The sequence below is a fragment of the Viridibacillus sp. NPDC093762 genome (assembly GCF_050279675.1).
Taxonomy (GTDB): Bacteria; Bacillota; Bacilli; order Bacillales_A; family Planococcaceae; genus Viridibacillus.
Map to the genome: position 1 here is coordinate 138,693 of NZ_JBNNUK010000002.1, position 23,813 is coordinate 162,505.

Genomic DNA, 23,813 nt, shown 5'->3' on the forward strand with positions numbered 1-23,813 from the left:
TTTGCAATCTTCAGCAGTGCGATATGGATGAAGCTATCCTTTTCACTGGATAATTCTTTTTTTAAATTAATGCTATATCCAATAAAAAGTAATTAGTTGTTTGTATTTTCAATATTATTGCGTATAATAATTGGAAAAGGAGGGCTGGAGTTGGAAATCTCAGATTATATTGAACAAGTTGATGAAAACAGGCGTGAGGCGTTTCGAAAACTCTTCGAAACGGTGCAAGAAAATTTACCACCCGGTTTTGAATTGGTCATGCAGTATACGATGCCGAACTTCGTAGTACCGAAGTCAATATATCCTAATGGCTATCACTGCAGTCCTGAAGAGCCACTACCATTCATAGGCGTAGCTGCTCAAAAAAATCATATTGCATTGTATCATATGGGTATATATGCAAAGCCAGATCTACTAGAATGGTTTGTCGCAGAATATCCGAAACATATGACTACTAAACTCAATATGGGCAAGAGTTGCATAAGGTTTTCGAATGCCAAGAATATACCATATGCATTAATTGCCGAGCTCGTTAGTAAAATGACAGTAGATGAATGGATAGAATTGTACGAGAAGCAACTTAAAAGAGCATAGAAGGGGTGTTTTGAATGCAGACACGTATTGAAGAAATTGATGGGCTTGTTGTGAAAGGTTTAAGTATTCATCATGGTAAAACGTCAGATATTCCCGAGAAATGGGATGAACTTGCCAATGTCCTTGAAGGCTATAACGTATCGCAGGATGTATCATATGGTGTTTGTATTCAAATGAATGAAGACGGCTTAGACTATGTCGCAGGTATTGACGATCATCTTCTACCAGATGACATTACAGCAGTGACTGTGCAGATTCCAAAAGGTCGTTATTTAGTCGGTAAAGTTGATAATGGAATCGGCCAGATTCAAGAGACATTCCGAAAATTATTCAGCAATCAGGATGTTACACATCGTCCATCTATGAGTTTTGAAAAATATATCGGACAAGATTTACACGATATAGAAGTTTGGGTGCCAATCGTTTAAGAGAAAGACGTAGAGTATAATACTCTACGTCTTTTTTGTGGGAAGAAATTTGGATCAAAGATTACTCGTTTGGAAAAGTAGTTGATTCAGCTAGTATCTTTTTATTTGCCATCATAAGTAAATTCCGCTTGAAATAATAGAAAGCGAAAGTGCGTTGTTTGATTGCCCTGAAAATGAAAATACTCTAGCCTTCATCATAAAAGAAAAAAACACTATCTCACAATAATAATGTACAATAAAGGTGGAGGTGAACTATTTGTTTTATGTAAAATTTATATTTCTTTTTTTATTTTTTATACTGGTTAGTTTCATTCTTGGGTTGCTTAATGCACCAACATGGATTGTAATGACCATCAATGCTTTCGCTGGAATTGCAGTTATTTATGACCATATACATACAGTGAAATTCTCGAAAAATGCGAAGAAAATCGTAAGAACAATGAAATATCAAAAGAAAAATCCATTTTTCGCATATGTATTAGCAGTAAAAGAAGGTACATTAGAAGATGAATTAAGAGAAATCGAACGTGTCATTGCAAAGTATAAACAACCAGATCTTCGTAATAGCTTAGAATTCAGAAAAAATTATCAACTTAACGATTACGACAAGGCAATTCAATTTGCAAAGAAAATTGAAAAAGAGCCTTTTAGAAGCTTTTATTTAGCTATTGTAGATGTGCTGCAACAAGACTATATAAAAGCACGCGCATATACTTTCGCCCAAACATGGATGAAACACGCAATAGAAGCTGAAATAGCACTTCAGTTAAATGACATTGAAAACTATAAAAAACATATGAAGCTAGTGATTGAAGAATCAAAAGGTATGCAACTTATCCTAAATCAAGCAGCATTTGAAAAAGAACTATCAACCTTTAAAGTCGACGAAAATAAATAATATGTTTGCTTTTAGTGACTATGAAGATTCCTAACGACGTTACTTAGTAGATAGATCAATGCTGGGAGCGATTATCAAGTATTTTGAAAAATATATCGGACAAGTGTCAGACGTAGAGTATTGTACTCTACGTTTTTTTAGTAATTTTGTGTATCTATCAAAAGCTTTATTTTTTAAATTAATGTACAATAAGCTCGAGGTGAAGAGATTGTATTATTTAAGGTTAGTTTTATTGTATTTGTTTTTAGCGATAATTGGTTTCGTACTGGCATGGTTTAATGCTCCTACATGGGTCATAGTAGTCGTCTTCATAGTTGCTGTGGGTGCCGTGATTTATAATAATGTACTGATTATGTACTTATCTAAAGATGCGAAGAAAATTGAACGAGCGATGCGTAATCAACGTAGAAATCCACTTTTCGCACATGTACTGGCAGTAAAAGAAGGTACGCTAGAAGATGAAATGAAAGAAATAGATCGTATCATTAAGAAATATAAGCAACCAGATCTTCGTAATAGCTTTGAATTTTTACGTTGTTATCGACTTGGGCAATATGAAAATGCGATTAAGTTTGCTAAGGAGATAAAAAGAGAACCTAATAGAAGCTACCATTTAGCACTTGCCGACGTCTTACAAAAAAATTATAAAAAAGCACGCTCTTATAGTTTTGACCAAGCATGGATGACTCACGCTGTTGAAGCAGAAATTGCACTGCAATTGAAAAATCCGGAAAATTATAAAAAGCAAATGCAACTAGCGATAGATGAATCAAAAGGTATGCAACTTCTATTAAATCAAGCAACATTTGAAAAAGAGCTAAAAGCATTTTAAACCGCCGCGAATAAATAATATTTGTGCAATTGAATTTTTATAAAGCAGGGTAGCTACCCTGCTTTTTTGTTTTTCATGAATGGATTAATCTATTTATATATTTATAGTATGAATTTTCTGATAAAATATAAGGGATGAAACATAAAGGAGAGAATGTGATGGTGAAACTAGAACAATCAATAGATGTTTCAATGCATAATGATGTACAACTGGCGAATAGTACAATTGGACTTGGACCGGTGAAGATGAATGTGTTTAGTTTTGCAGTAGACGGCGTTTTGATTGATACAGGCGCACAATCTTTGTTTCCTTCATTTCGTCCTTTTTTCGAACAAGCTGATTTTGAGCAAGTGATGCTCACGCATTTCCATGAGGATCATATTGGTTGTGCAGCTTGGTTAAAAGAACAGAGAGATATCCCTTTCTATATTCATAAAGATTCCGTTGAGCGTTGTAGTAAAGAATATATCTATCCAAAGTATCGTCAGCACTTTTGGGGACAAAGCGAGCCATTTCATGCCGATGCAATTGGAGAGACGTTCCAATCAAGAAATGCGACTTGGGATGTAATTGCTACACCTGGACATACTAAAGACCATTTAGCTTTCCTAAACAAAGAAACTGGTGCATTATTTACTGGCGATTTGTTTATTCGGGAAAAAACGAATGTAATTTTAGTAGAAGAAAACATCGTCGATACTCTACATTCATTAAAGAAATTATTAACTTATGATTTTAAAGATATGTATTGTTGTCATGCAGGTTATATAGAAGATGGCCATCAGCAAATAACAAACAAGATTGAACATTTAGAAGCGTTGCAGTCTCAAATTATCAATATGCATAAGAAAGGTATGCCTGTTGAGGAAATAACTGCCCAACTATTTCCGAGGGTGTATCCTATCGTTGAAACATCTGAAGGTGAATGGTCAGCCATTCATATTGTCCGTGGTTTTGTGGAAGGAAGCAGGTAAAGCTAAAAAAATAAGAAGCACAGGTTAATGTGCTTCTTATTTTTAATCATGATATTTTCTTATATGATCATTTCTGCTATTTATTAATTTGCTTTCGTGTAAACAATAAGTAAAATAAATACAAAAATAAAGGTCAATTCAATTATTGTTATCAGACTCATGTGACTCCACCACATGTAGCGATTAATAATCTATAAATATAGCTACAATAACTAATATATTCACTTTGTTTTCTAGTCAATTTAAATAACTGTTCTTTTACTCAAAAAATGCTTCACTAAATAATTCGATTGAGGGAATGCTAACCCTAATTGCCAAATACCTATTCCTTTTAATTTGTAGTCTACTACTAATTGAAGCTTTTGTGCGCGAGACCTTGAATCTTCAAACCAAATAATATGTCGATTGCCTAATGCGTCCCAATATTCAAAGTGAGCTTGGTGATACTGATTGGAGTATTGAATCGGTACTTGATTAATCATCGCAGTATTCACCGCATCTCCTACAGCAATCGCACGTGCACTAATGACAGAACCGTCCCCAGCCATCGTCCAATCATATCCATAATTTGGAACTCCTAAAATAATTTTATTAGCATTCATATGATTTTTGGCATATTGAATTGTTTGTCGTACCTCTTTTATTGGTGCCACAGGCCCTGGCTCACCACCTCCATGATGAAAATCATAGGCCATTAGAAAGACGAAATCAGCGGCAGCACCGATTCCTTTATAATCATAACCTTGTGTCCAAGGGGTGGTATCATCAGTCTTAGCAGGTAATGCAACAGATGTAGTATAACCTTCTGGACTTAAACGATTTCTCACCATTCTAATAAAAGTCACATAATTTTCGGCATCATAATCCTTCAACAATTCAAAATCAATATTGACGCCCGCAAAATTATTGTTCTTTACTACGTTATAAATATTATTCACTGCTTGATCTCGTATAATCGGATTACTAATAATACTTCTTGCTACAGCGGAACTAAAACCTGTTTCCGTTAAGTTGGATATAACAGCAATTGGTGCTACTTGTTTTTGCCGACTTAATGTATTAATGCTGTGAAGATACAATGGACTCAATGTACCGTCATTTGAAATATGATATTCAAAAACACCATAGTAAGAATTACTATCTGCAAATTGATTAATCAATTCTATATCACTTGCTGGTGTAGTAGGAGTTAAATAGCTGAAATTGGCTGTCCTATATTTGTTTCTAGGAGGCAAATATAATCGCATACCTATGGACAAATTATTTGAATGTAAACCATTATAAAGCTTTATCGTTTCAACAGGAACTAAAGCCATTTGACCGATTGTAAACAAGGAATCACCAGGTTGAACAATATAGACATTTGTTAGAATTAACAAATCTTGCCCTGGTACAATATTTGGTATTTTTAAACCATTTGTAATCCGTATACTATCCATATTTACTTGATACTTTGATGCCACGGAAAATAAAGAATCGCCCGCTTTTACTACATATATAAACAATGATTCACCTCTGTTTATCTGTATTTAACCCTTTATCATATGCGTTTATTTAATATTGTGTTATGAAATCAAACGTAAATGATGTTATGACAAGTAACAATGCAGCTTAACAGATGTGATTGTATTTTGATACAATTCATACAAGAATTCTTGCTAGTATATTACTTTTAATACTCAGTATTCGCGATATTGAGAAGAAAGAATGGAATATAGTCATAAATGTGTTTTTTGTTGTGGTGTATATCTTTTATTTCTATGCAGAAAAGTGGATTCAATCTTTATAGAAGTTGCAACTTACTTACCTAATTGAGTCTAATGGAAACGAATACTAATTTTCGGAATGTATATTAAAACGTATGCGAGTTATACTATTTACGATTTCACTTATAAATCCACCATGACTAGGAGGCGGAACACGATGAGTAGGCCGGAACACTTAGATCCAAAATCTCAACAAATCCACCACAACTGGACAAGGGATAAGCGTCAAAAATCTCAAGTGAATGGACAAACGGAGGTAACTCTGCATAACAAACTCTTGAGAACTTCAGCGAAATCACGACAGTCACAGTTATAACGATCATGAAGGTGTAAGTGCAATCAAACCCGGAATTTAATTTCCGGGTTTTTTGTGTTTTACGATGAATTTTTCTTTTTCTTCAGTTTCATTAATGTTCTAACAATTAGGCGCTATTCCTTTTCTAATAGGCCCGTGACACACTTTGAGGGCAAAGTACATATCATTTGTATGAAGAGGTGGTGAAGAATGAGAGACGATAAAATGACTAATAATTACAATCCTGTCGAAGTTGAACAACAGGAATGGAAGAAAAGACAACTGAAAGAACGCATGAAGCAGATGCTTACAATCGCTTCACCTATTTTTCTCTTGCTGTTATGGGAGTTCCTATCCCAAACTAATTTGCTTGATGCACGTTTTTTCCCACCGCCATCTGAAATTGTAAGTACGTTCTATTCCATGGCAATGAGTGGTGAGCTATTTCATCATATTGGTATTTCTCTTTACCGAATTATTGCGGGTTTCTTACTTGGCGTTATTCCAGGCGTTGTTATCGGATTATTGATGGGGCTGTATTCACCAATCAGGCACTTCATCTCACCTATTGTAATGGCGCTTATGCCCATTCCTACTCTTGCCTTGTTACCCATTATCATTATCCTATTTGGAATCGGAGACTTCTCTAAAGTTGTAACGATTGCTGGTAGCGTCTTTTTCCCAGTCGTCATCAATACAACGGCAGGGGTCATTAATATCGACTCCATCTATTTAGATGTCGCCAAAAATTATGGGGCTAGCTCTAAGGATTTTTTCTTAAAAATTGCATTCCCTGGGGCATTGCCGGTTATGATGGAAGGTATTCAAATGGGGCAGGCAATTGCACTCTTAACAATCGTGGCAGCTGAAATGATGGGCGCTACATCAGGTGTAGGCTATTTAATTTGGACCTCTTATAAAGCCTTTATGTTAAAAGAGATGTTCGTTGGGCTTATACTCATTTCATTTTTCGGCTACTTATTTTCACTTTTGCTAAGGGCACTGCAGAATAAGATTTTATCTTGGAGGTGAAGCAGTGGAAAACAACACTAAAATTTCAATTCAAGATATGACGAAAGTATTTTACAAGAAAAATAGTAGTGTCACTGCTTTGGATCATATTTCTCTTAATATTTCAGAGGGCGAATTTGTTTGTCTGGTTGGACCGAGTGGCTGCGGAAAAACAACGTTACTCCGTATTTTAGCAGGACTTGAAACAACGAGTGTAGGTGAATTTAAGATTGCTGAAGGGAAAGAAAATAGACCTCTGCAATCAATGGTTTTTCAAGAGAGAGGTGTCATTCCTTGGCTAACCGTAGAAGAGAACGTTGCATTCGGTCTGAAAATGCGACATCTGCCAGCTGAATTGATCAAAGAGCGTACTTCTTACTATTTAGAAAAAGTTGGCCTCGAAAAGTTTTCAACTCTCTATCCAAAAGAACTTTCTGGAGGTATGAAGCAACGTGTAAGTATTGCACGTGCATTTGCCAATGATCCGGAAATCTTATTGATGGATGAACCATTTGCAGCTCTTGATGAACAGAACAAATTCATTTTACAAGAAGAGCTACTGTCTATTTGGGAGGAAACGAAGAAAACGGTGCTTTTTATAACGCATAGTATTGATGAAGCTTTACTACTAAGCGATCGAATTCTATTGATGAGCTCGCAACCTGGTAGAATCATAAAAGAGATTAAAAATGATTTGCCAAGGCCGAGAAATATAGAGCAAATTAGAGCTGACCATCGTACAGCAGGACATTTTTTAGACATTTGGAAGCATCTGCAAGAAGAAGTGCAAAAATCTAGAAAGTAATTTGTAAAAGGGGGCATGACATGCGGAAATGGTTCAAGTTAGGTTTATTTATACCATTCCTTATCCTTGCGATGTTCGTTGCAGGGTGTTCGGATAAAGAAACAGGTAATCAGGGAACTACAGGAACGAAAGACAATAATGAAGTAAGTAAAGATAATCCGTCTGGCGATTTGGCTGCTTTAAGTAAAAAAACGAAAGTTGTTATTGCAGAGGACGGAGCGGCATCAGGAGCAGGTTTTTATATCGCTAAAGAGAAAGGTTACTTCGAGGATTATAATATTGAGGTAGAATTTGCTCAATTTGCGAATAGTGATGACATGTTACCTGCACTTGCAGCGGGTGAAGTAGATATTGCAGGAGGAATATCAACAGCCTCTTTCTTTAATGCAATTGCACAGGGAATTGACGTTAAAATTATTGCAGATAAAGGGCATAACGTACCAGGAAAATCCTATTTCTCATTTGTTATTGGTAACCATATGAAAGATAAGATTAAAGATTATTCAGATTTTAAAGGTAAAAAGATTGCAGTCTCTGCAAAAAATGCGATTGATGGCTACATCTATCAAAGAATGCTTGAACATGCAGGATTAACGGATAAGGATGTAAAATTCACACTAATGAATGACTTCGGTAGCATGCTTGGAGCCCTCCAAAATGGATCGATTGATGCTGCGCTAAGTATTGAGCCATTAATTGCTCAAGGTATCGATAAAGGCATTCTAACACGCTTTGGAGATACAACAGATTATGCGCCTGATTCACAAATTGCATTAGTATTAGCATCTCCTAAATTTATGACTGAAGAACAAGACGTATCACTTCGCTTTATGTTGGCTTATTTAAAAGGTGTGCGTGACTATAATGATGCGTTCATCAAAGGTGAAGACAAAGACCAAATCATCGACATCATGACAAAACATACAGCATTAAAAGATGCGAATCTATGGGAAAAAGTATTTGTAACTGGTCTTGATCCAGATGGTAAAATGCGTATTGATGACATTCATGCACAATATGATATGTACAAAGCAAATGGTGCAACACAAGGGGAGTTCGACTTCGACAAAGCAATTGACACTTCACTCACAGAAAAAGCCGTCAAAATCCTTGGCGAATATTGATTTACTCGTGCTTGATTTGTTTTAATTGCAACGATACCCGCCTATAATACGAATTTAACGTTCTATGGGCGTCTATATAAATCAAAGTCGCTTTCACCGTAACAAGGTGAAAGCGACTTTTTATCTTTTACGTCCATTTATGTCTTTGTCTAGATGTTATTCACCAATAAAGTCACTTAAACAGCTATTAACTTTTCAGCTAACTTTATGTTTTCCTTTAGATAAATTGGTATTTCTGAGTTTTGTAAAATCTCCTCAGTCGACATCCAACAAACTTCGCCTACCTCATCTAAACACTTAGTATATGCTTCTCCAGAATCGTGATTACATTGAAAAACAACGTCTATTACGTTTAATCCTGATTCCGTAACAAAAAAAGAACTATTCACATATCTAAGATTTGAAACTTCAATTCCAACTTCTTCAAAGATTTCTCTTTTTAATGTTTTTTCTAATACATCAGTTGATGTCCCATCTACTTCAACTTTACCACCCACTAGAGAAAGTGAGCCCCCAGCATGTTCTTCCTTTTCACTGCGTCTAATTAAAAGCCATTTATCATTTTTGTAAATTGCACCTTCAACATTTACGATAAACATAAACTTCCCTCCAAATTAAGCGTTATATTAATATTCTATCTAACTAGAAGCTTTTCCTTTAAAGTGTATGAATACATATGTTAAACACTCGTTACTCTATGAATCTAGCGGTTAACTCATAATAAATACTTTTTCGCTCCCCATATATGTAACTTCGTCATAAGTGTTAGAAAACAGAGGTAACGAATAAATACCCATAATTTATAGATAAAAAGAAACCATCTAATCTTTTTGGTCGATTAGATGGTTTCTGTATGTGTAAAGTTAAATTAGACAGTTTTGTATGTATATAACAACTTCATATTTTAAGTATGCCTCTATCTACATATTACCAAAACATTAAATATAAGTCTATTTCTTTTTTGTTTTCTATGTGAAAATAAAGGTGCGCACAAATAGCATAACGTTATGCCTCAAAATTTGGAGGTATGTAATGAAACAAAATATCTATGATCACCCTGACTTTTTTAATGGCTATAAAGAGCTTAGACAATCTAGTATTAATTACAATGACTTACTTGAACAACCTACTATAAAGGCGCTTTTACCGGAACTTAAGGACACAAAAATTCTTGATATCGGGTGTGGAATGGGGGAATTCGCTAGCTATTGCATAGAACTAGGATCAAAACATGTAACAGGAATCGATATCTCTTCAAATATGATTTCAATGGCACGTAAAAATAATTCACATAAATCTATTCAATATATAAATGAAGCGATAGAGGATATCAACTTTGCACCTTCAAGTTTTGATATCGTAAATAGTTCACTTGCAGTTCATTATATGGAGGACTTCGAAGCGATAACATCAAAAATTTCAAATGCGTTATGTGAAAACGGTTTTTTTATTTTTTCAATGGAACATCCAATTGTTACTTCAAGAAAAGAGATGGATAACTGGATTAGTATTGATGAAAGACGACTTCTACATTATGCAATAGACAATTACCAGGAAGAAGGGCAAAGAAACCAACATTGGTATATTGACAGTGTTATCAAATATCATCGAACATTTGCAACCATCATTAATACACTTATCTCAAAGCAATTACAAATAGAAAAGATAATTGAGCCGATACCTACTCAGGAAGCAATAAACCAATTGCCAAGCTTGCAAAAAGAACTTCGTCGACCATCTTTTCTAATCATAAAGGCAAGAAAAGTGACTCTCTAATCATGGCAACTTTTATGCAATCAAAAAGCTACTGTTTTGATATATTTAGGGCAGGAACACACTTGGTAATATATGATCTCTATATGGTGTTTTTGAAGTAAATTTATCTTTCAACAAATATTTTATTCTGATTATGCCCTTTTTCTGCATACAGAACAAATGTTCTTCGTATGTAAAAAGGGCATTTTTCGTATAAAACAGATGTAATTATAATGCATTTTGTGTAAAAATACACCATTTAATTAGGTGTTTATCCATTTTTTTGAATAAAACGGTGTAAAGTACTAAGAACATGCATATTGCACATAAGAACATTCGTTTGTATACTAGGGAAAGGGCACTTTTTATTAAAAATAAGCTAGGAGATGGTGTTTTTTATGTGGAAATTATCAAATGGGAAATTGATTCAAGCAACAGATATAGCCAGAGTTAAATTTCGCACGAATATCAGTGCTGCGGTTTTGGAAAAACTAAAAGTAATGGCTGATGATTATGATACCCATGTCAATTATTTGTTGGAATCAGGTGTACAAGCAGTATTAAATCAAAATACAATCGTATATGATAAAGCCACTCGACCAACTGATCGAGTGCAGTATAAGACAACATACGATGCAGATCTTTTAAAAGCTATGAAGGATTTTGCGAAACAGCAGCAAGTATACATAAACGATGTCATTGAATACAGCGTACAATACATAGATCTAGAAGATGTGAAAAATGCGAGTTACAAACATAGAGTAGAGTGATGGAATTTCACTTTTACTCTAAATTACAAAACGCCCCGAACATAATATACATTATAGGAAGTTATGTTTCATTCAATAAGTATACTTGAAACAGTGAGATATTTTTGAAATTTAAAGTGAAATGGTGGTTAGTTGAAAGTCATTTAACTCATTCAAGAACTCATTTAACCTACTGAAACTATTTCGTTCACTTCAGTTCAGTCAGCAATAATATCCTGAAAATTTGTTTTACCAATATGCTCCTTTTCACATCCTTCTTTTAATACAACGTAAAAAATGGACTACATCAAATGTATTTTCAGAATTTTACAGGAACATAACGATTTAAATCAATTTGAATAAATATCTAGTCACATTATAATTTGATTTTCTCATTAATAATGTGACTAGATAACTTCAGGTAACCTTACTATCGTTATAAAGGCCTCTTAAAGAATCGTGAAGCGTAATATACGATAAATACAACACTTCCCTACCCTCTTAGCTAAAACCCTTCAGAAAGGCTCAAAAATAACTTTTAATAACAGATAGATAACGCAGTATTTTTTGCTTTGTTTTTATGTTGATTAATTGTCTAAAATTCCTGCAGCTATTGCCACAAGAAATGGACAGGTATATTTCTTGTTCTCAATATTTTAGAAATTCATCTTATACTTTTTTAATTAAGCCATTATAAACCGTATTAATCCTAATATCGCAAAGCAAAACAGTATTATACCCGCTCCGATGCCGGTTATAGCGCTATTGGCTACTTTAAGCTTTTTAGAGAGAAATACTGAAATGATTGAGATTACTATGAGTAAAGTTGCTAAGAGATATAAAGTGGAATCTTGGAAGATGCTTTTTAACCCGATAAAATGTATGCCGACGATAAAGGCTACCCAAGAAGCCACGTAGTCTTTTCTTTTATTTTTAATCAATAAGAAAGAGCCGATCCCTGCTACGATGAATTCGGCAAACAGGTAGATTAAGTAACTCTTGAATGCACCCGCTTCCGACAATGCGCTTGGTTCATGCCAATTAGTCACGCTTAAATAAATGCCAATTAAGCCTAATAAAAGCGAGAATACCGATGCAATACCAAGATATTTTCGCCAGCTTTCTCTCGGTTTTTCCTGTGCCCATCCAAACCAGCTCGATCCAAACACACCGAAAATCGCCATGTACATTGCGTAGTCTCTAACAAAATCCATCTGATTTCCCCCTCTTTTTTTACGATTTGAGAATCTTCGATGTCTTTAAGAAAAATGTGCTCATTAATTTATACAATTTTTTTTATGGTGATATGACCTTTTTCTAGAGGTACTTATGTCTTAATAGAATATATTCGTTATTAAATAAAATACAAAAACCCCGTATTCCACAAAGGATACGGGGTTTTTGTATTTAGGTTCTATTTTAATGAAAGATGAGTGTTTAACGTTTGTTTAATTTCACTTAGCTCATTTGCATCAGGGTAATAGTACCATACCCCTGCTTCTTTTCCTCCATTGCCTTTTTCAAATTGAATTTGCTCTATATTTTTATTCAATGATTTATATTGTTTCTGAATATTTAACATTTCATTCAATGTGAAATTCGTTTTAATATTATCTCCTAAATTACCAAGGATATTGTCTAATTTTAGTAACGACGATAGATTTGTTCCTTTATCTAAAACGGCTTCAATAAGTTGCTTTTGTCTAATTTGACGACCAAAGTCTCCTCGAGGATCTTCATAACGAATACGAGAGAATATTAGCGCTTCTTTACCATTCAACTCTATCTCGCCTTTCGGGAAGTGATAGTTTTTGTATGTTAAATCCATATCATTTACAACTGTGACACCATTTAACGTATCAATTATATCTTTAAAGCCTTCCATGTTTACTTTCACATAATAATCAATTGGGATATCTAAAAAGTTTTCTACTGTTGCAATAGCCATTTCTGATCCGCCACGAGCATAAGCATGATTAATTTTCTCTACTGTTCCATTCCCTACGATTTCAGTCTTTGTGTCACGAGGAATACTTAACATTTTCACTGATTCTTCTTTGGGATTGACTGTAAGGACGATCATTGTATCTGATCTACCGGAATCATTAGCTCTTTCATCTACACCTAACAATAATACAGAGAATGGATCTTGTTTTTTAATAGATATATCATTTACTCTCTTATCTGTTTTATTTACAGGCTCATGCATGTTACCAAGAGCGGAATTGAAAGAATTATATAGGCTAAATGCGTAGCCACCTACTCCTATTACTAATAACAGTACAATACCAAGTATAATTTGGTATTTCTTCTGTTTATACCACTTTTTTTCTTCCATCTTCATTCTCCTAATCTTTCTAATATATATTAACTTCTTTTATTATTGGAATCTTCCTTAAATTTCATAATTTTAGTGAAAATCATGAAATCTAATACTTATAACGATAGAATTGTTTAAATGGTTGCCATAGAATATTATAAAAATTTTTCTTGAAAGGTCAACAAAAAAGAGCTGCTTCAGCAACTCCATGACAGTAACCCTATTTAATTACTAATTTAATAAATCATTAATTTCTTTAATTGCTTTTGAAGTTTGAGCATGAACTAACCAATCAGCTCTGACCATTTCTTTATTTGTCGTAAGTATTTCTACAATTTCCATATCATTAAGTACATGATGTATGGGCTTCAGTGCGCCATTTACCGAAGCAGCAGACATATATTTAGCTAATTGAGAATTTAATGTAAATGCGAAATCGATAATCGTTGAGCCTTTAGGTAAAGAGACGGCATCCATTTTAGGTGTATAAACAGTAATTACCCTTTGAAGCAATTCGAAAGCTATTAAATCATAAAATTCGATTGGTGAATTTGAAATGGATTTTACTGTGTGTATAGCATCCCCTAACAAATCTCTACTTAAAGTTGTAATTTCACTACTTGATAAATCATTCTTTAATAATGCAAATACCCCGGTATCATTTAGTTTTTTATCATACTCACACTGAATTATAAAGTTTACTTCAATATTGTCGACAAGTACTTTGGTCTTTAATTGTTTTAAAAAAGGACTTTTCGCTAGTGCAATATTATCCATTAATTGATTTTCTAATGGTGTATATAGATTATGTATTATTCCAAGTGCAGTATAACAATTCAGTGGTGAATTTGTCATTACTTTTATTGAGAATAAATCAGATATAGCGTGTTCTTCTAGTAAGAGGCAATAAGATCGGTATAAGGGTTCTTTACCCCAATCCAAACCTATAATTAGAGAACACCCTTCCCTTTGTACTTCCGCAGAGCACCTTAAAAAGATACCCGCAAATTTATCAGAGTAATTGTTCATTAACCTTTGAACTGTAATAGACTTTGGTGGGTTCAAATAACTGAATGATAATGCCTCCAACTCCTCTTGAATTCTGTACAATCCTAGTCGCTCAGCAAGAGGTGCAAAAAAGATAATTGTTTCATTTGCATAAGGGATTTTCTTTTCAACTTTTTTTATTGAAAGGGTCCTCATGTTATGCAATCGATCTGCAATCTTAATGACAGCAACTCTAATATCAATAATAGAAGCAGTAAGCAATTTTTCTGAATTGATGGCACTGTATTCTTCTTTTTCGAGTAAACCTTTCTCGACTTTGGTTAAGCCCTCTACAATGGTAGAGACTTGTTTACCAAATTTAAGTTGAATTTCATCGATTGAAATATCCGTATCTTCGACTACGTCATGAAGTAATGCTGAAATTAATGAGGTTATATCAGCCCTATATTCCAAAAGTATTTCGCATACCGCTACCGGATGCGTGATATAAGGCTCTCCTGTAGCCCTTTTTTGTCCATGATGTGCCCTATCAGCAAAAGTAATAACTTTTTCTAATAGCTCTATTTCACTTTGTGTCAGATAATTGCTCAGTTGAATTAAACGCTCTTTTAAAGCATCTATCATGATATCAACCCCATTTTTTCTATAATTATAACATTAAGGGTTAATTTTACAATAAAAGTAATGTAGTAAGTTTTATATACGAAACCATTGATGTGAAAATGACTTTATACGCCTTTTTAATTTCTAAGGTTTCTTAGTCGATCCAAATCTCCATTAAAAAGAAACTTGCCTACAATTAGAATCGTCTATAATGGCTCTTTTTGTGTAGATTGTTTCATCTTAAAAATGCTGAATATGTTTTAATTAACCGTTTTTCTACTTATTGAATATGGAACATATTTGGCTTAATACCTGATTTTAAGGATTTTTAGACCGGATTATAAAACAACTATCCGGTTATTTAAAAAATAATTTTAAAAAACTACATCATTGAACCCAAACACACTTTCAATATTGACATAGAATGAACTATCAGATGTATAGGAGGTGTACAGTATGGGCAATACAATGGGCAATACAAGTGGCGGATACGACGGTGGTTCACGTAGTGGATCAGGCTTCGCATTACTTATCGTTCTGTTTATTCTTTTAATTATTATTGGCGCAAGTTTCATGAACTATGGTGGCGGTGGATACGGTGGCGGTGGCTACTGTTAGGTAGCTATAATTGACACTGTTGGATAAAAATCATAATCCACCAAAAAGAGGCAGGTTTATAAAACCTGCCTCTTTTATTGTTTTATAACGAAAAACATTGGGTTCCATTTACACTTTTTACATTAAGGGTAAAGAATAAAAGAGCACAATAATTTAAGGAGGAATTGACATAAAAAACAACTTAAGTCAAAAAATTGTAGTTGTATATGGTAAACAGGCAGTATTAAATAAAATTGAAGAATTAATATCCGGTGGAATTAATAGCACTATTATTATTATTATTTTGTGCTATTTAAACGAATTTTAGCATTTTTCAACATCCCGAAAGCAAGACCCATCATTAAACCAATACCTGTGATAATAAAGAATAATAAACCAATACTCTCTTTTAACACAACCATTTGCAATATAACCCCTAATAACGCACCTAACGTTAAACCGATGAACATAAATGCTGCGTAATATAGCCCAATTGCTTCCTCTATATTTGGTTCGAGATATTGCATCCATTTCGCATTTCTATCTAACATAGGATTATCTGGATTTTCAACTGCAAACGATGCCTTAGCCTTTTCAAATGCATCTGCTTCAGAGATGCCTTCTTCTATCATCAAATCTTGAATATAATCGTCCATATAACTCATTAATTCTTCTTGAGCTTCCTTATTCTTTTGTGATGACCATTTAAATTTAGCAGCCGTCTTCTTCGCCTCCCCTAATGTTTGATTCGCTTGAATCGCAAGTTCTTCAAAGTATGTAAGCTCGTTACTGTCACTTACACTTAACTTAGTATTCTGCTTCACGAAATGATTGATTTTGTTTTTTGTTTCTTTACTTAATGTCATATTAATCGACTCCTTCCAAAAATTGATCCATTAATTGTTTCATGAAAAGCCATTCCGTCTTTTTATGGCTTAAATAATCTTTTCCTGTATTCGTGAGATGATAGTACTTTCTCCTGGCCGCTGCACTTCCTTCTTGCCAATAGCTCGTTACATAGCCATTTTTCTCTAAACGTTTAAATGATAAATACAAAGTTCCTTCTTTTATTTCGAATGAATTCTTACTTAGTTTTTTAACTTCTTTACTTAGATCATAGCCATACATATCATCATGGTAAAGCAAGCTTAATATGATTGTGTCTATATAACCTCGTAATATCTCCTTATCAATTTCCACGTAATTCTCTCCTTCAACCATACATTGCTTTGTTAGGTATAAACAGATTATAAAACATGTATACCTTATAAAGCAATGTATAGTTTAAAGTAAGGTATAAATAGCTCTTACTTGTATGAATGAATCCGTTTATAAAGCGTTCATCTACACTGTTTAAATGGTTTTTAATGTAAATTAAAAAATAAATAATTCTTAAAATAAAGGGGTTATAGCATTTTTCTAGAAGTTTAAAATATACTGGCACTATTGGGAGGAGTGAAGGAATTATCTTTAATCTCAAAGGGAGTTTACCTTATATAATGGCTGTAATTATAACGATGATTTATTATTTCGTATTTCTGTTTTTGTATCTTCAAGATGTAATTAGTGGAGTTTCTTTTGTAGTTATTTTATTACTTAGCTTAATCCTTTTATCGATTGCCCTTATTGTGTATTGGAAAAAACGTGCTATCAAACGAAAAATCATATTAACTACATCGTTGATGACCCTACTATTTTGTTACGAACTGCCCCTACTATTTTATGATTCTTACAAACACGCTGCATATAGGTATACGGCCCCTCTAGAAGTATACACTGGTTCAGGAATCTATTTATTAGGAGTAAATAGAGTTGTTTTCCAATTCACTGAAAACAAAAAAGCTGTTATCGACCTTTTAAACGAACAACAATCAGACTATTTGGATATTACTAAGATCACCAATTCGGATCGATACGGAAGTAAGAACCTTCAATTACTGAAATGGTTCCATCTTGGGGAAGATAGCGTAGATCAAATGAGAGGAAACGTGAATCATTTTTTAGGACTGGAAGATGAGCATATTAATGATTTTTTAAATAGCGATCAAATTGAAGGGAGTAGTGCTGGATTAGGTTTAGCGTTGACAGGACTAATATTGAAAGGCGATTTGCAAAATGAATTGAAAATCGCTGTAACGGGAGCAATAAGCGAAACGGGAGACGTAATACCAATTGGGATTTTAAAAGAAAAAATGCAAATTGCTGAGAAATCCGGTTTTTCATTGATGATCATCCCAAGTGCAAATAGAAAAGAAGCTATGGAAATACAAAAGAAACTAAACGTAAGCATAAAAATTCTTGATGTTGCTCAAGTAGATGAAGCAGTTCAACTGATTAATGAATTAAACAAAAAAAGTAAATGAACAATATAAGTAAGACACCCTACATTGCGGCTTATAAACAATGTAGGGTGCCTTATTTGTATCTACATTAACAAAGCTGAGAAAATAAAGGAAACCTAAGTCTAGATTAGCATGACATAACCAATCTATTAAACTAATTCAAAAGAACATCTTAGTTTCATTAATCTAACCATTCAGCCTAAGGCTGAATGTCTAATAATAACCAGATTAATAGTGGCAAAACTACTATTACAATTAATACGCTTATGAACCAAATTACAGTGTTTCATTTCATTTTCACCTTTTAAATATTTTAAATCTAATAATTCAATTAGTTCGCGCCTATCCTATATATAATCCATATAACATTTACATAATAATACAATTAAGTTATGCTAAGTACTATTATGTAATTAGAAAGAAGGGACTAAATTGTGATTATTTTGATAATAATTTGCGCAAATTTCGCTGTATTTGAAGCTGTAAGGAGATTAAATAATAATGTTTTAGAGCAAACAGAAGAAATAAAAAAAATAGGTGACGAGCTAAAAGAACTTCGTAAACGACTGTAACACAAATTTTAATAACGAATATGCGAAGTTTCCTTCAATATCTTATTTACTTTGAATACCCAATACTAACTTAAGGGAGTTTCGCTTCTTTTTCATCTTCTTTAAACCCTCCTTTGAATCTAGGATTACTACCATTTTAAATAACCAAATTCGAAGATAGAACGATTCAAAAATAATGGGTCCTTTTATACCCCGTTCCTCAAATTCAGAACCGTCCTGTAATTCTGTCTCTGTTCTAACTATCCACGTATTGCCAATTCCGACTTCAATAAATTTCATTTTTGATCCCCCTTCAAATTTGTACATCACTTAATGTAATTAGTATTTGTCATCTTACTATTGGAAAAAAATAGATTGGTAACATTAATAGTAACATATCGAAATTCAAACCTGAATTTACAAAATGACAAATACTTATAAAATATTACTTAATTTTCCTTCATTCGTCCTAAAATGAATGATTTCTGCAATAAAAAATCAAGTGAAAAATCCTTCGTAAACGCTTATGTATCAACACTTACAAAGTGCTTATCTATTAATTGTAGTTGCTGTGAGCGTTCGTGAAAAATAGATTTGTGTATCTTTGTATTCTAAAACGCTATAGTGAATTCAATCTTTCTACTAAATTTCATGTTTAATTTATATATTATTTTGAATATATAATATCCTTTTCACATTACACTATTTTCAGTTGTCTCATTTCCAATACGTTCGTTTATTTTTGAATTATTAAATTTCTCTATTCTTTATCTACCATTATCTAAACTTTAAGTATCCAGGTGTCCAGGTTTCTATACCTACAAACTAGTAACAACCCTTCACTTCTTTCATTTCTGTATAATGAAGATAACTACTTTAATGATTTGACAATTTATTTCTGTTCTGTTACCATTATGCACAATAAAAGCATACAAATTCGTTGAAGAGAAATAGTAGCTTTACACCTTATTCCCTAGAGAGCTGACAGATCGGTGCAAGTCAGTGTTTAAGTGTAATGTGAAGATCCTCTCTGAGAAGATAGTCTGAAGATTTAGTAGGTCTATCCGGGTGTCCGCCGTTAAAAGGAACACGTATGATTGTACGTTGCTGAGTGCTATTGAGCGGTTTTCAATAGAATTAGGGTGGTATCGCGGTTAACCCCGTCCCTTACTTGGGACGGGGTTTTTTGTATGTTTTTATATAATTTAGTATTGGGGCGATATCAATGAATTCGATTGAAGGTAAAGAAAATACAGTACAGCGTGAACAACGCATTCGTAACCTGTGGACAGAACAAGATACTTTTCAAGCTTCTGTTGATGCAAGAGAAGGACGCACACCGTTTGTTTTTTATGAAGGTCCACCAACTGCAAATGGGCTACCCCATGTAGGCCATGCATTTGGCAGAACGATTAAAGATGTTGTGGCACGTTATAAAACGATGCAAGGATTTCAAGTAGAGAGAAAAGCAGGCTGGGATACACACGGTCTTCCTGTAGAACTAGGTGTTGAAAAGCAACTAGGTATTTCAGGTAAACAAGAGATTGAACGTTTTGGTATAGAGCCATTTATCAACAAATGTAAGGAAAGTGTCTTCACTTACGAGAAGAAATGGCGTTCATTTACCGAAGAACTAGGTTATTGGGTTGATATGGATGATCCCTATATGACATTAAGCAATGACTATATCGAAAGTGTATGGCACATTTTGAGTAAAGTGCATAAAGACAAATTGTTATATAAAGGACATCGTGTATCACCTTACTGCCCTAGCTGCCAAACATCATTAAGTTCACATGAGGTCGCACAAGGTTATAAAGACGTTAAAGATTTATCAGCTACTGTGAAATTCAAATTAGCTGATAAAGAAAATGAATTCTTCTTAGGTTGGACGACAACACCTTGGACTTTACCAGCAAACGTAGCACTTGCTATGAATTCAGAGCTAACGTATGTAAGAGTGCAAAAAGAATCAGAGATCTTCATTGTTGCTAAATCATTAGTTGAAAAAGTACTAGGTGGAGATGTTAAAGTTCTAAGTGAGCATAAAGGTACTGAATTTGAAGGCGTATGTTATTTACCCCCATTCAATTATGCAACTGTAGAAAAAGGACATATCGTTGTCTTAGCTGAATATGTAACAGAGAGCAGTGGTACCGGTATCGTTCATATCGCACCGGCTTACGGTGAAGATGACTATAAAACTATTCAACAAAATGGTTTATCTTTTGTAAATGTGGTTGACTTGCAAGGTCGTTACACAGCAGAGGTAGTTGATCTTGAAGGCAAATTTGTGAAAGACTGTGATGTAGATATTATAAAAATGCTTTCTGAAAAAGGTCTGCTATTTAGCAAAGAAAAGTATGAGCATAGCTACCCACACTGCTGGCGTTGTGATTCACCGCTTCTTTATTATGCGACGGATAGCTGGTTTATCAATATGTCGTCACTGAAAGAGCAAATGCTTGCGAATAATGAAACGGCCACTTGGTATCCTGAGCACATCAAAAACGGGCGTTTCGGAAACTTCCTTGAAAACCTAGTGGATTGGAATATTAGCCGAAACCGCTACTGGGGCACCCCGTTGAATGTATGGATCTGTAATGATTGTGGCTATGAAGTAGCACCTGGTAGCATTGAAGAATTAAAAGAAATCGCTACAACAAACTTAGTTGATGGTATAGAGCTTCACAAGCCTTATATTGATGCTGTCCAATGCGCTTGCCCTAAATGTCATGGACAGATGGAAAGAACACCAGAAGTTATTGACGTTTGGTTTGACAGCGGTTCAATGCCATTTGCGCAACACCACTATCCATTTGATAACAAAGAGAAGTTCAAAAAACAATTCCCTGCAGATGTAATTATTGAAGGAATTGATCAAACACGTGGCTTCTTCTACAGCCTTTTAGCAGTCTCTACCCTATTTACTGGTCAGGCACCATATAAGAACGTTTTATCTTTAGGTCATGTATTAGATGAGAACGGCCAGAAAATGTCTAAGAGTAAAGGCAACGCGCTAGATCCAGTTGAATTGATTCAAGAATATGGTGCTGATGCTCTACGTTGGGCATTCTTGATTGATAGTTCGCCTTGGAATCCAAAACGATTCTCGAAAAAGACAGTGCAAGATGCAAAATCAAAGCTAGTGGATACATTAGATAATACGTATAAATTTTATGCGATGTATGCGAAAATTGATGGTTTTGAATATGATGCAAACCAAACAGGTAAGAAAACAATTTTAGATCAATGGATGCTATCTCGTTTGCATAATACAGTCAAAGTTGTAGCAGAGTTTATGGATGAATTTCAATTTACAGCTGCGACAAGAGAGATTGCAGCGTTAGTTGATGAAGTGAGTAATTGGTATGTAAGACGTTCTAGAAATCGTTTCTGGGCTTCTGGTCTATCAGAAGACAAAAAAGCAGCTTATTCTACCCTATTTGAGACTTTAAGTACAATTAGCCGCTTATTAGCACCTTTTGTACCTTATATCGCAGAGGATATTCATTTAAAACTACACAACAATAGCGTACACCTACAAGACTACCCAATAGCGGATGAAACAGTTATGAATCCAGAGTTAGAAAAAGATATGGCAACCATCTTAAAAATAGTGGAATTCGGAAGAAGTATTCGTAATAGTACTTCATTAAAAACAAAGCAACCGCTTCAACAAATCATCGTTTGGCAAAATGGAGACTCTAGTTCATTAGATGCTTATACAAATATTATCAAAGATGAATTAAACGTCAAAACAGTTTCATTTGCAAATGATATCTCGAAATATGAATCAGCTAACTTCAAATTGAATTTCAAAACGGCTGGTGCAGCATTTGGTAAAGCGGTCAACTCCATTAAGCAATATGTAGAAAATATTCCGGAAGAAGAGAAACAAACAATTCTTTCTCAAGGCAAAGTACAGATTAATGTAAACGAAGATAGCTATACTTTAAAATCCGAGCACATTCTTGTAGAATCTGCTGTAACACCTGGTTTTGAGATAACTGGCGAGCACCAATTAAAAGTACTGCTAGATGTACAATTAACGCCTGTATTAATTGAAGAAGGACAAATCAGAGAGCTTATTAGAACAATTCAAGACACAAGAAAGAAATTAGATTTACCAGTCGAGATGTATGTATCTCTTAACATTGTTACAAGTACTGAAGTAAAAGAAATGATCCTTCGTTTTGAAGATTTAATGAGAGAAAATTTACTTGTAAATGACATCACATTTAATCCATTAGAAGAAAATGAGCAACCTATTGATGTACAATTAAATGCAGAACTTGTGAAGGTAACAATGCGTTATTGATAACGAGGTTAGAAGTACAATTGTGTAAACATCACTAGAAAGGGGCTGTCCATTAAGTCGATATCGGCTTGTGGACGCCTTTTTAATTTGAAAATAAAGAATTTGCTTATTTACTAGCAAACTAAAATAATAAGTTCATGTAATAAAAGAATCCAAATAACAGGACTTATCAGATCAATAGCAGTTTCATCAACAAACTCCACTCAATATTTAATTAAACATATTGAATTTCACTAAACTTCTTTGCTCTTAAAAAAAGCAGCTTTTATGCAAATTGAATAAATCAAGATAATCAATGACCAAATCATATTGCCTAAAAAAGGTTGTATGTTTTGAGTGGTCATCAATGTCATACTTAACAATCCAAAAAGAATAGAGTAAGCAATCATTGACCAATATCCCCATTTTTTCAAATTTGCATATCCATAGACCATTACAAAGGTTAACAATGCAAGTATTATCCTCAATATTCGCTCAGGCGCATTAGGGACACCGAACCTTTTAGCAATTCCTATAACGTTCTGTTCATGATTATAAAAAATAGAGGTGAGAAGTAAAACAACCGCTCCAAAAATATAGAAAAAACTAATCAATTTAACTCCAATTGGCCTTTCCATTTTTAACTCCTCCTATTTGAAAGAGACTAATTAATATAATGAACCACTTTCAAAAATGTTATTGTTTAATTTCTATCAACTTGCCTTGTCCATACAAAAAAGGCTTTAGATTTTTCTTTTTACTATGACTATTCAATAATATGTACAACATTATGTTCTTAGTATTCTTGTATCATGATTCTTCTATATTCACTAAGTCGTTGGCGTTTTTAATAGTTAAGGA

Annotated in this window: 24 protein-coding genes and 1 other annotated feature; of the genes, 15 read left to right on the forward strand and 9 right to left on the reverse strand. The window is 33.9% G+C overall.

Annotation, left to right across the window (positions count from 1 at the left end; all coding sequences use genetic code 11):
* Positions 1–150: 150 nt before the first annotated feature.
* The 5 genes from ACQKM9_RS04490 (at position 151) to ACQKM9_RS04510 (ending at position 3,726) form a co-directional block, all read left to right on the forward strand.
* Positions 151–594, forward strand: coding sequence for a DUF1801 domain-containing protein (locus tag ACQKM9_RS04490; protein WP_427733048.1), 444 nt, complete (start codon positions 151–153; stop codon positions 592–594).
* Positions 595–608: 14 nt separating this feature from the next.
* Positions 609–1,022 carry a GyrI-like domain-containing protein gene (locus ACQKM9_RS04495; protein ID WP_427733050.1) on the forward strand — a complete coding sequence of 138 codons (414 nt, stop codon included), beginning with the start codon at positions 609–611 and terminating at the stop codon, positions 1,020–1,022.
* 256 nt (positions 1,023–1,278) lie between these two features.
* Positions 1,279–1,920, forward strand: coding sequence for a hypothetical protein (locus ACQKM9_RS04500; RefSeq protein WP_427733051.1), 642 nt, complete (start codon positions 1,279–1,281; stop codon positions 1,918–1,920).
* A gap of 238 nt (positions 1,921–2,158) precedes the next feature.
* Positions 2,159–2,752 carry a hypothetical protein gene (locus tag ACQKM9_RS04505; RefSeq protein ID WP_427733053.1) on the forward strand — a complete coding sequence of 198 codons (594 nt, stop codon included), beginning with the start codon at positions 2,159–2,161 and terminating at the stop codon, positions 2,750–2,752.
* 158 nt (positions 2,753–2,910) lie between these two features.
* Positions 2,911–3,726 (forward strand): MBL fold metallo-hydrolase, encoded by an 816-nt coding sequence (locus tag ACQKM9_RS04510; protein ID WP_427733055.1) that lies wholly within the window; start codon positions 2,911–2,913, stop codon positions 3,724–3,726.
* A 242-nt stretch (positions 3,727–3,968) separates the two neighbouring features.
* Here the strand turns inward: ACQKM9_RS04510 and ACQKM9_RS04515 are convergent, their stop codons facing one another.
* Positions 3,969–5,231 (reverse strand): glycosyl hydrolase family 18 protein, encoded by a 1,263-nt coding sequence (locus ACQKM9_RS04515; RefSeq protein WP_427733057.1) that lies wholly within the window; start codon positions 5,229–5,231, stop codon positions 3,969–3,971.
* A 418-nt stretch (positions 5,232–5,649) separates the two neighbouring features.
* Between ACQKM9_RS04515 and ACQKM9_RS04520 the strand changes: the two genes are divergently transcribed.
* From ACQKM9_RS04520 to ACQKM9_RS04535, 4 genes are all read left to right on the forward strand, one after another.
* Positions 5,650–5,808 (forward strand): YpzG family protein, encoded by a 159-nt coding sequence (locus ACQKM9_RS04520; protein WP_083446066.1) that lies wholly within the window; start codon positions 5,650–5,652, stop codon positions 5,806–5,808.
* 189 nt (positions 5,809–5,997) lie between these two features.
* Positions 5,998–6,819, forward strand: a complete 822-nt coding sequence (locus tag ACQKM9_RS04525; RefSeq protein ID WP_427733059.1) for an ABC transporter permease — start codon at positions 5,998–6,000, stop codon at positions 6,817–6,819.
* Positions 6,820–6,856: 37 nt separating this feature from the next.
* Positions 6,857–7,603, forward strand: coding sequence for an ABC transporter ATP-binding protein (locus ACQKM9_RS04530; RefSeq protein WP_427733389.1), 747 nt, complete (start codon positions 6,857–6,859; stop codon positions 7,601–7,603).
* A gap of 20 nt (positions 7,604–7,623) precedes the next feature.
* On the forward strand, positions 7,624–8,727 hold the full coding sequence (locus ACQKM9_RS04535) for an ABC transporter substrate-binding protein (RefSeq protein WP_427733061.1): 1,104 nt from the start codon (positions 7,624–7,626) through the stop codon (positions 8,725–8,727).
* Positions 8,728–8,903: 176 nt separating this feature from the next.
* Here ACQKM9_RS04535 and ACQKM9_RS04540 read toward each other — a convergent pair whose 3' ends face one another.
* Positions 8,904–9,326, reverse strand: a complete 423-nt coding sequence (locus tag ACQKM9_RS04540) for an NUDIX hydrolase (protein WP_427733063.1) — start codon at positions 9,324–9,326, stop codon at positions 8,904–8,906.
* Positions 9,327–9,759: 433 nt separating this feature from the next.
* Here ACQKM9_RS04540 and ACQKM9_RS04545 point away from each other — a divergent pair, with 433 nt between their 5' ends.
* Complete coding sequence (locus tag ACQKM9_RS04545) at positions 9,760–10,503, forward strand: class I SAM-dependent methyltransferase (protein WP_427733065.1); 744 nt, start codon at positions 9,760–9,762, stop codon at positions 10,501–10,503.
* A 377-nt stretch (positions 10,504–10,880) separates the two neighbouring features.
* Positions 10,881–11,252 (forward strand): rRNA methyltransferase, encoded by a 372-nt coding sequence (locus tag ACQKM9_RS04550; protein WP_427733067.1) that lies wholly within the window; start codon positions 10,881–10,883, stop codon positions 11,250–11,252.
* Between the two features lie 662 nt (positions 11,253–11,914).
* On the opposite strand, the gene ACQKM9_RS04555 is transcribed toward ACQKM9_RS04550, so the two are convergent.
* The 3 genes from ACQKM9_RS04555 to ACQKM9_RS04565 form a co-directional block, all read right to left on the reverse strand.
* Positions 11,915–12,445 carry a hypothetical protein gene (locus tag ACQKM9_RS04555; protein WP_427733069.1) on the reverse strand — a complete coding sequence of 177 codons (531 nt, stop codon included), beginning with the start codon at positions 12,443–12,445 and terminating at the stop codon, positions 11,915–11,917.
* A gap of 200 nt (positions 12,446–12,645) precedes the next feature.
* Complete coding sequence (locus tag ACQKM9_RS04560; RefSeq protein WP_427733070.1) at positions 12,646–13,569, reverse strand: LCP family protein; 924 nt, start codon at positions 13,567–13,569, stop codon at positions 12,646–12,648.
* 213 nt (positions 13,570–13,782) lie between these two features.
* Complete coding sequence (locus ACQKM9_RS04565; RefSeq protein ID WP_427733072.1) at positions 13,783–15,183, reverse strand: HD domain-containing protein; 1,401 nt, start codon at positions 15,181–15,183, stop codon at positions 13,783–13,785.
* A 435-nt stretch (positions 15,184–15,618) separates the two neighbouring features.
* Here ACQKM9_RS04565 and ACQKM9_RS04570 point away from each other — a divergent pair, with 435 nt between their 5' ends.
* Complete coding sequence (locus tag ACQKM9_RS04570) at positions 15,619–15,780, forward strand: YjcZ family sporulation protein (protein WP_427733073.1); 162 nt, start codon at positions 15,619–15,621, stop codon at positions 15,778–15,780.
* A gap of 278 nt (positions 15,781–16,058) precedes the next feature.
* Here ACQKM9_RS04570 and ACQKM9_RS04575 read toward each other — a convergent pair whose 3' ends face one another.
* Positions 16,059–16,625 (reverse strand): permease prefix domain 1-containing protein, encoded by a 567-nt coding sequence (locus ACQKM9_RS04575; RefSeq protein ID WP_427733074.1) that lies wholly within the window; start codon positions 16,623–16,625, stop codon positions 16,059–16,061.
* 1 nt (position 16,626) lies between these two features.
* Entirely contained in the window at positions 16,627–16,959 is a 333-nt protein-coding gene (locus tag ACQKM9_RS04580) for a PadR family transcriptional regulator (protein ID WP_427733076.1), read from the reverse strand.
* Between the two features lie 299 nt (positions 16,960–17,258).
* Here ACQKM9_RS04580 and ACQKM9_RS04585 point away from each other — a divergent pair, with 299 nt between their 5' ends.
* The gene (locus tag ACQKM9_RS04585; protein WP_427733078.1) at positions 17,259–18,122 is read left to right on the forward strand and encodes a S16 family serine protease; all 864 of its coding nucleotides are present in this window, start codon (positions 17,259–17,261) and stop codon (positions 18,120–18,122) included.
* A gap of 422 nt (positions 18,123–18,544) precedes the next feature.
* Positions 18,545–18,673, forward strand: coding sequence for a hypothetical protein (locus tag ACQKM9_RS04590; protein WP_427733080.1), 129 nt, complete (start codon positions 18,545–18,547; stop codon positions 18,671–18,673).
* A 42-nt stretch (positions 18,674–18,715) separates the two neighbouring features.
* Here ACQKM9_RS04590 and ACQKM9_RS04595 read toward each other — a convergent pair whose 3' ends face one another.
* Positions 18,716–18,952, reverse strand: coding sequence for a DUF3977 family protein (locus ACQKM9_RS04595; protein WP_427733082.1), 237 nt, complete (start codon positions 18,950–18,952; stop codon positions 18,716–18,718).
* Between the two features lie 631 nt (positions 18,953–19,583).
* Positions 19,584–19,823 (forward strand) — a binding site (T-box leader).
* A 54-nt stretch (positions 19,824–19,877) separates the two neighbouring features.
* On the opposite strand from ACQKM9_RS04595, the gene ileS reads away from it, so the two are divergent.
* The gene (gene ileS, locus ACQKM9_RS04600; RefSeq protein ID WP_427733084.1) at positions 19,878–22,973 is read left to right on the forward strand and encodes an isoleucine--tRNA ligase; all 3,096 of its coding nucleotides are present in this window, start codon (positions 19,878–19,880) and stop codon (positions 22,971–22,973) included.
* A gap of 233 nt (positions 22,974–23,206) precedes the next feature.
* On the opposite strand, the gene ACQKM9_RS04605 is transcribed toward ileS, so the two are convergent.
* On the reverse strand, positions 23,207–23,590 hold the full coding sequence (locus tag ACQKM9_RS04605; protein WP_427733086.1) for a hypothetical protein: 384 nt from the start codon (positions 23,588–23,590) through the stop codon (positions 23,207–23,209).
* Between the last annotated feature and the right edge of the window lie 223 nt (positions 23,591–23,813).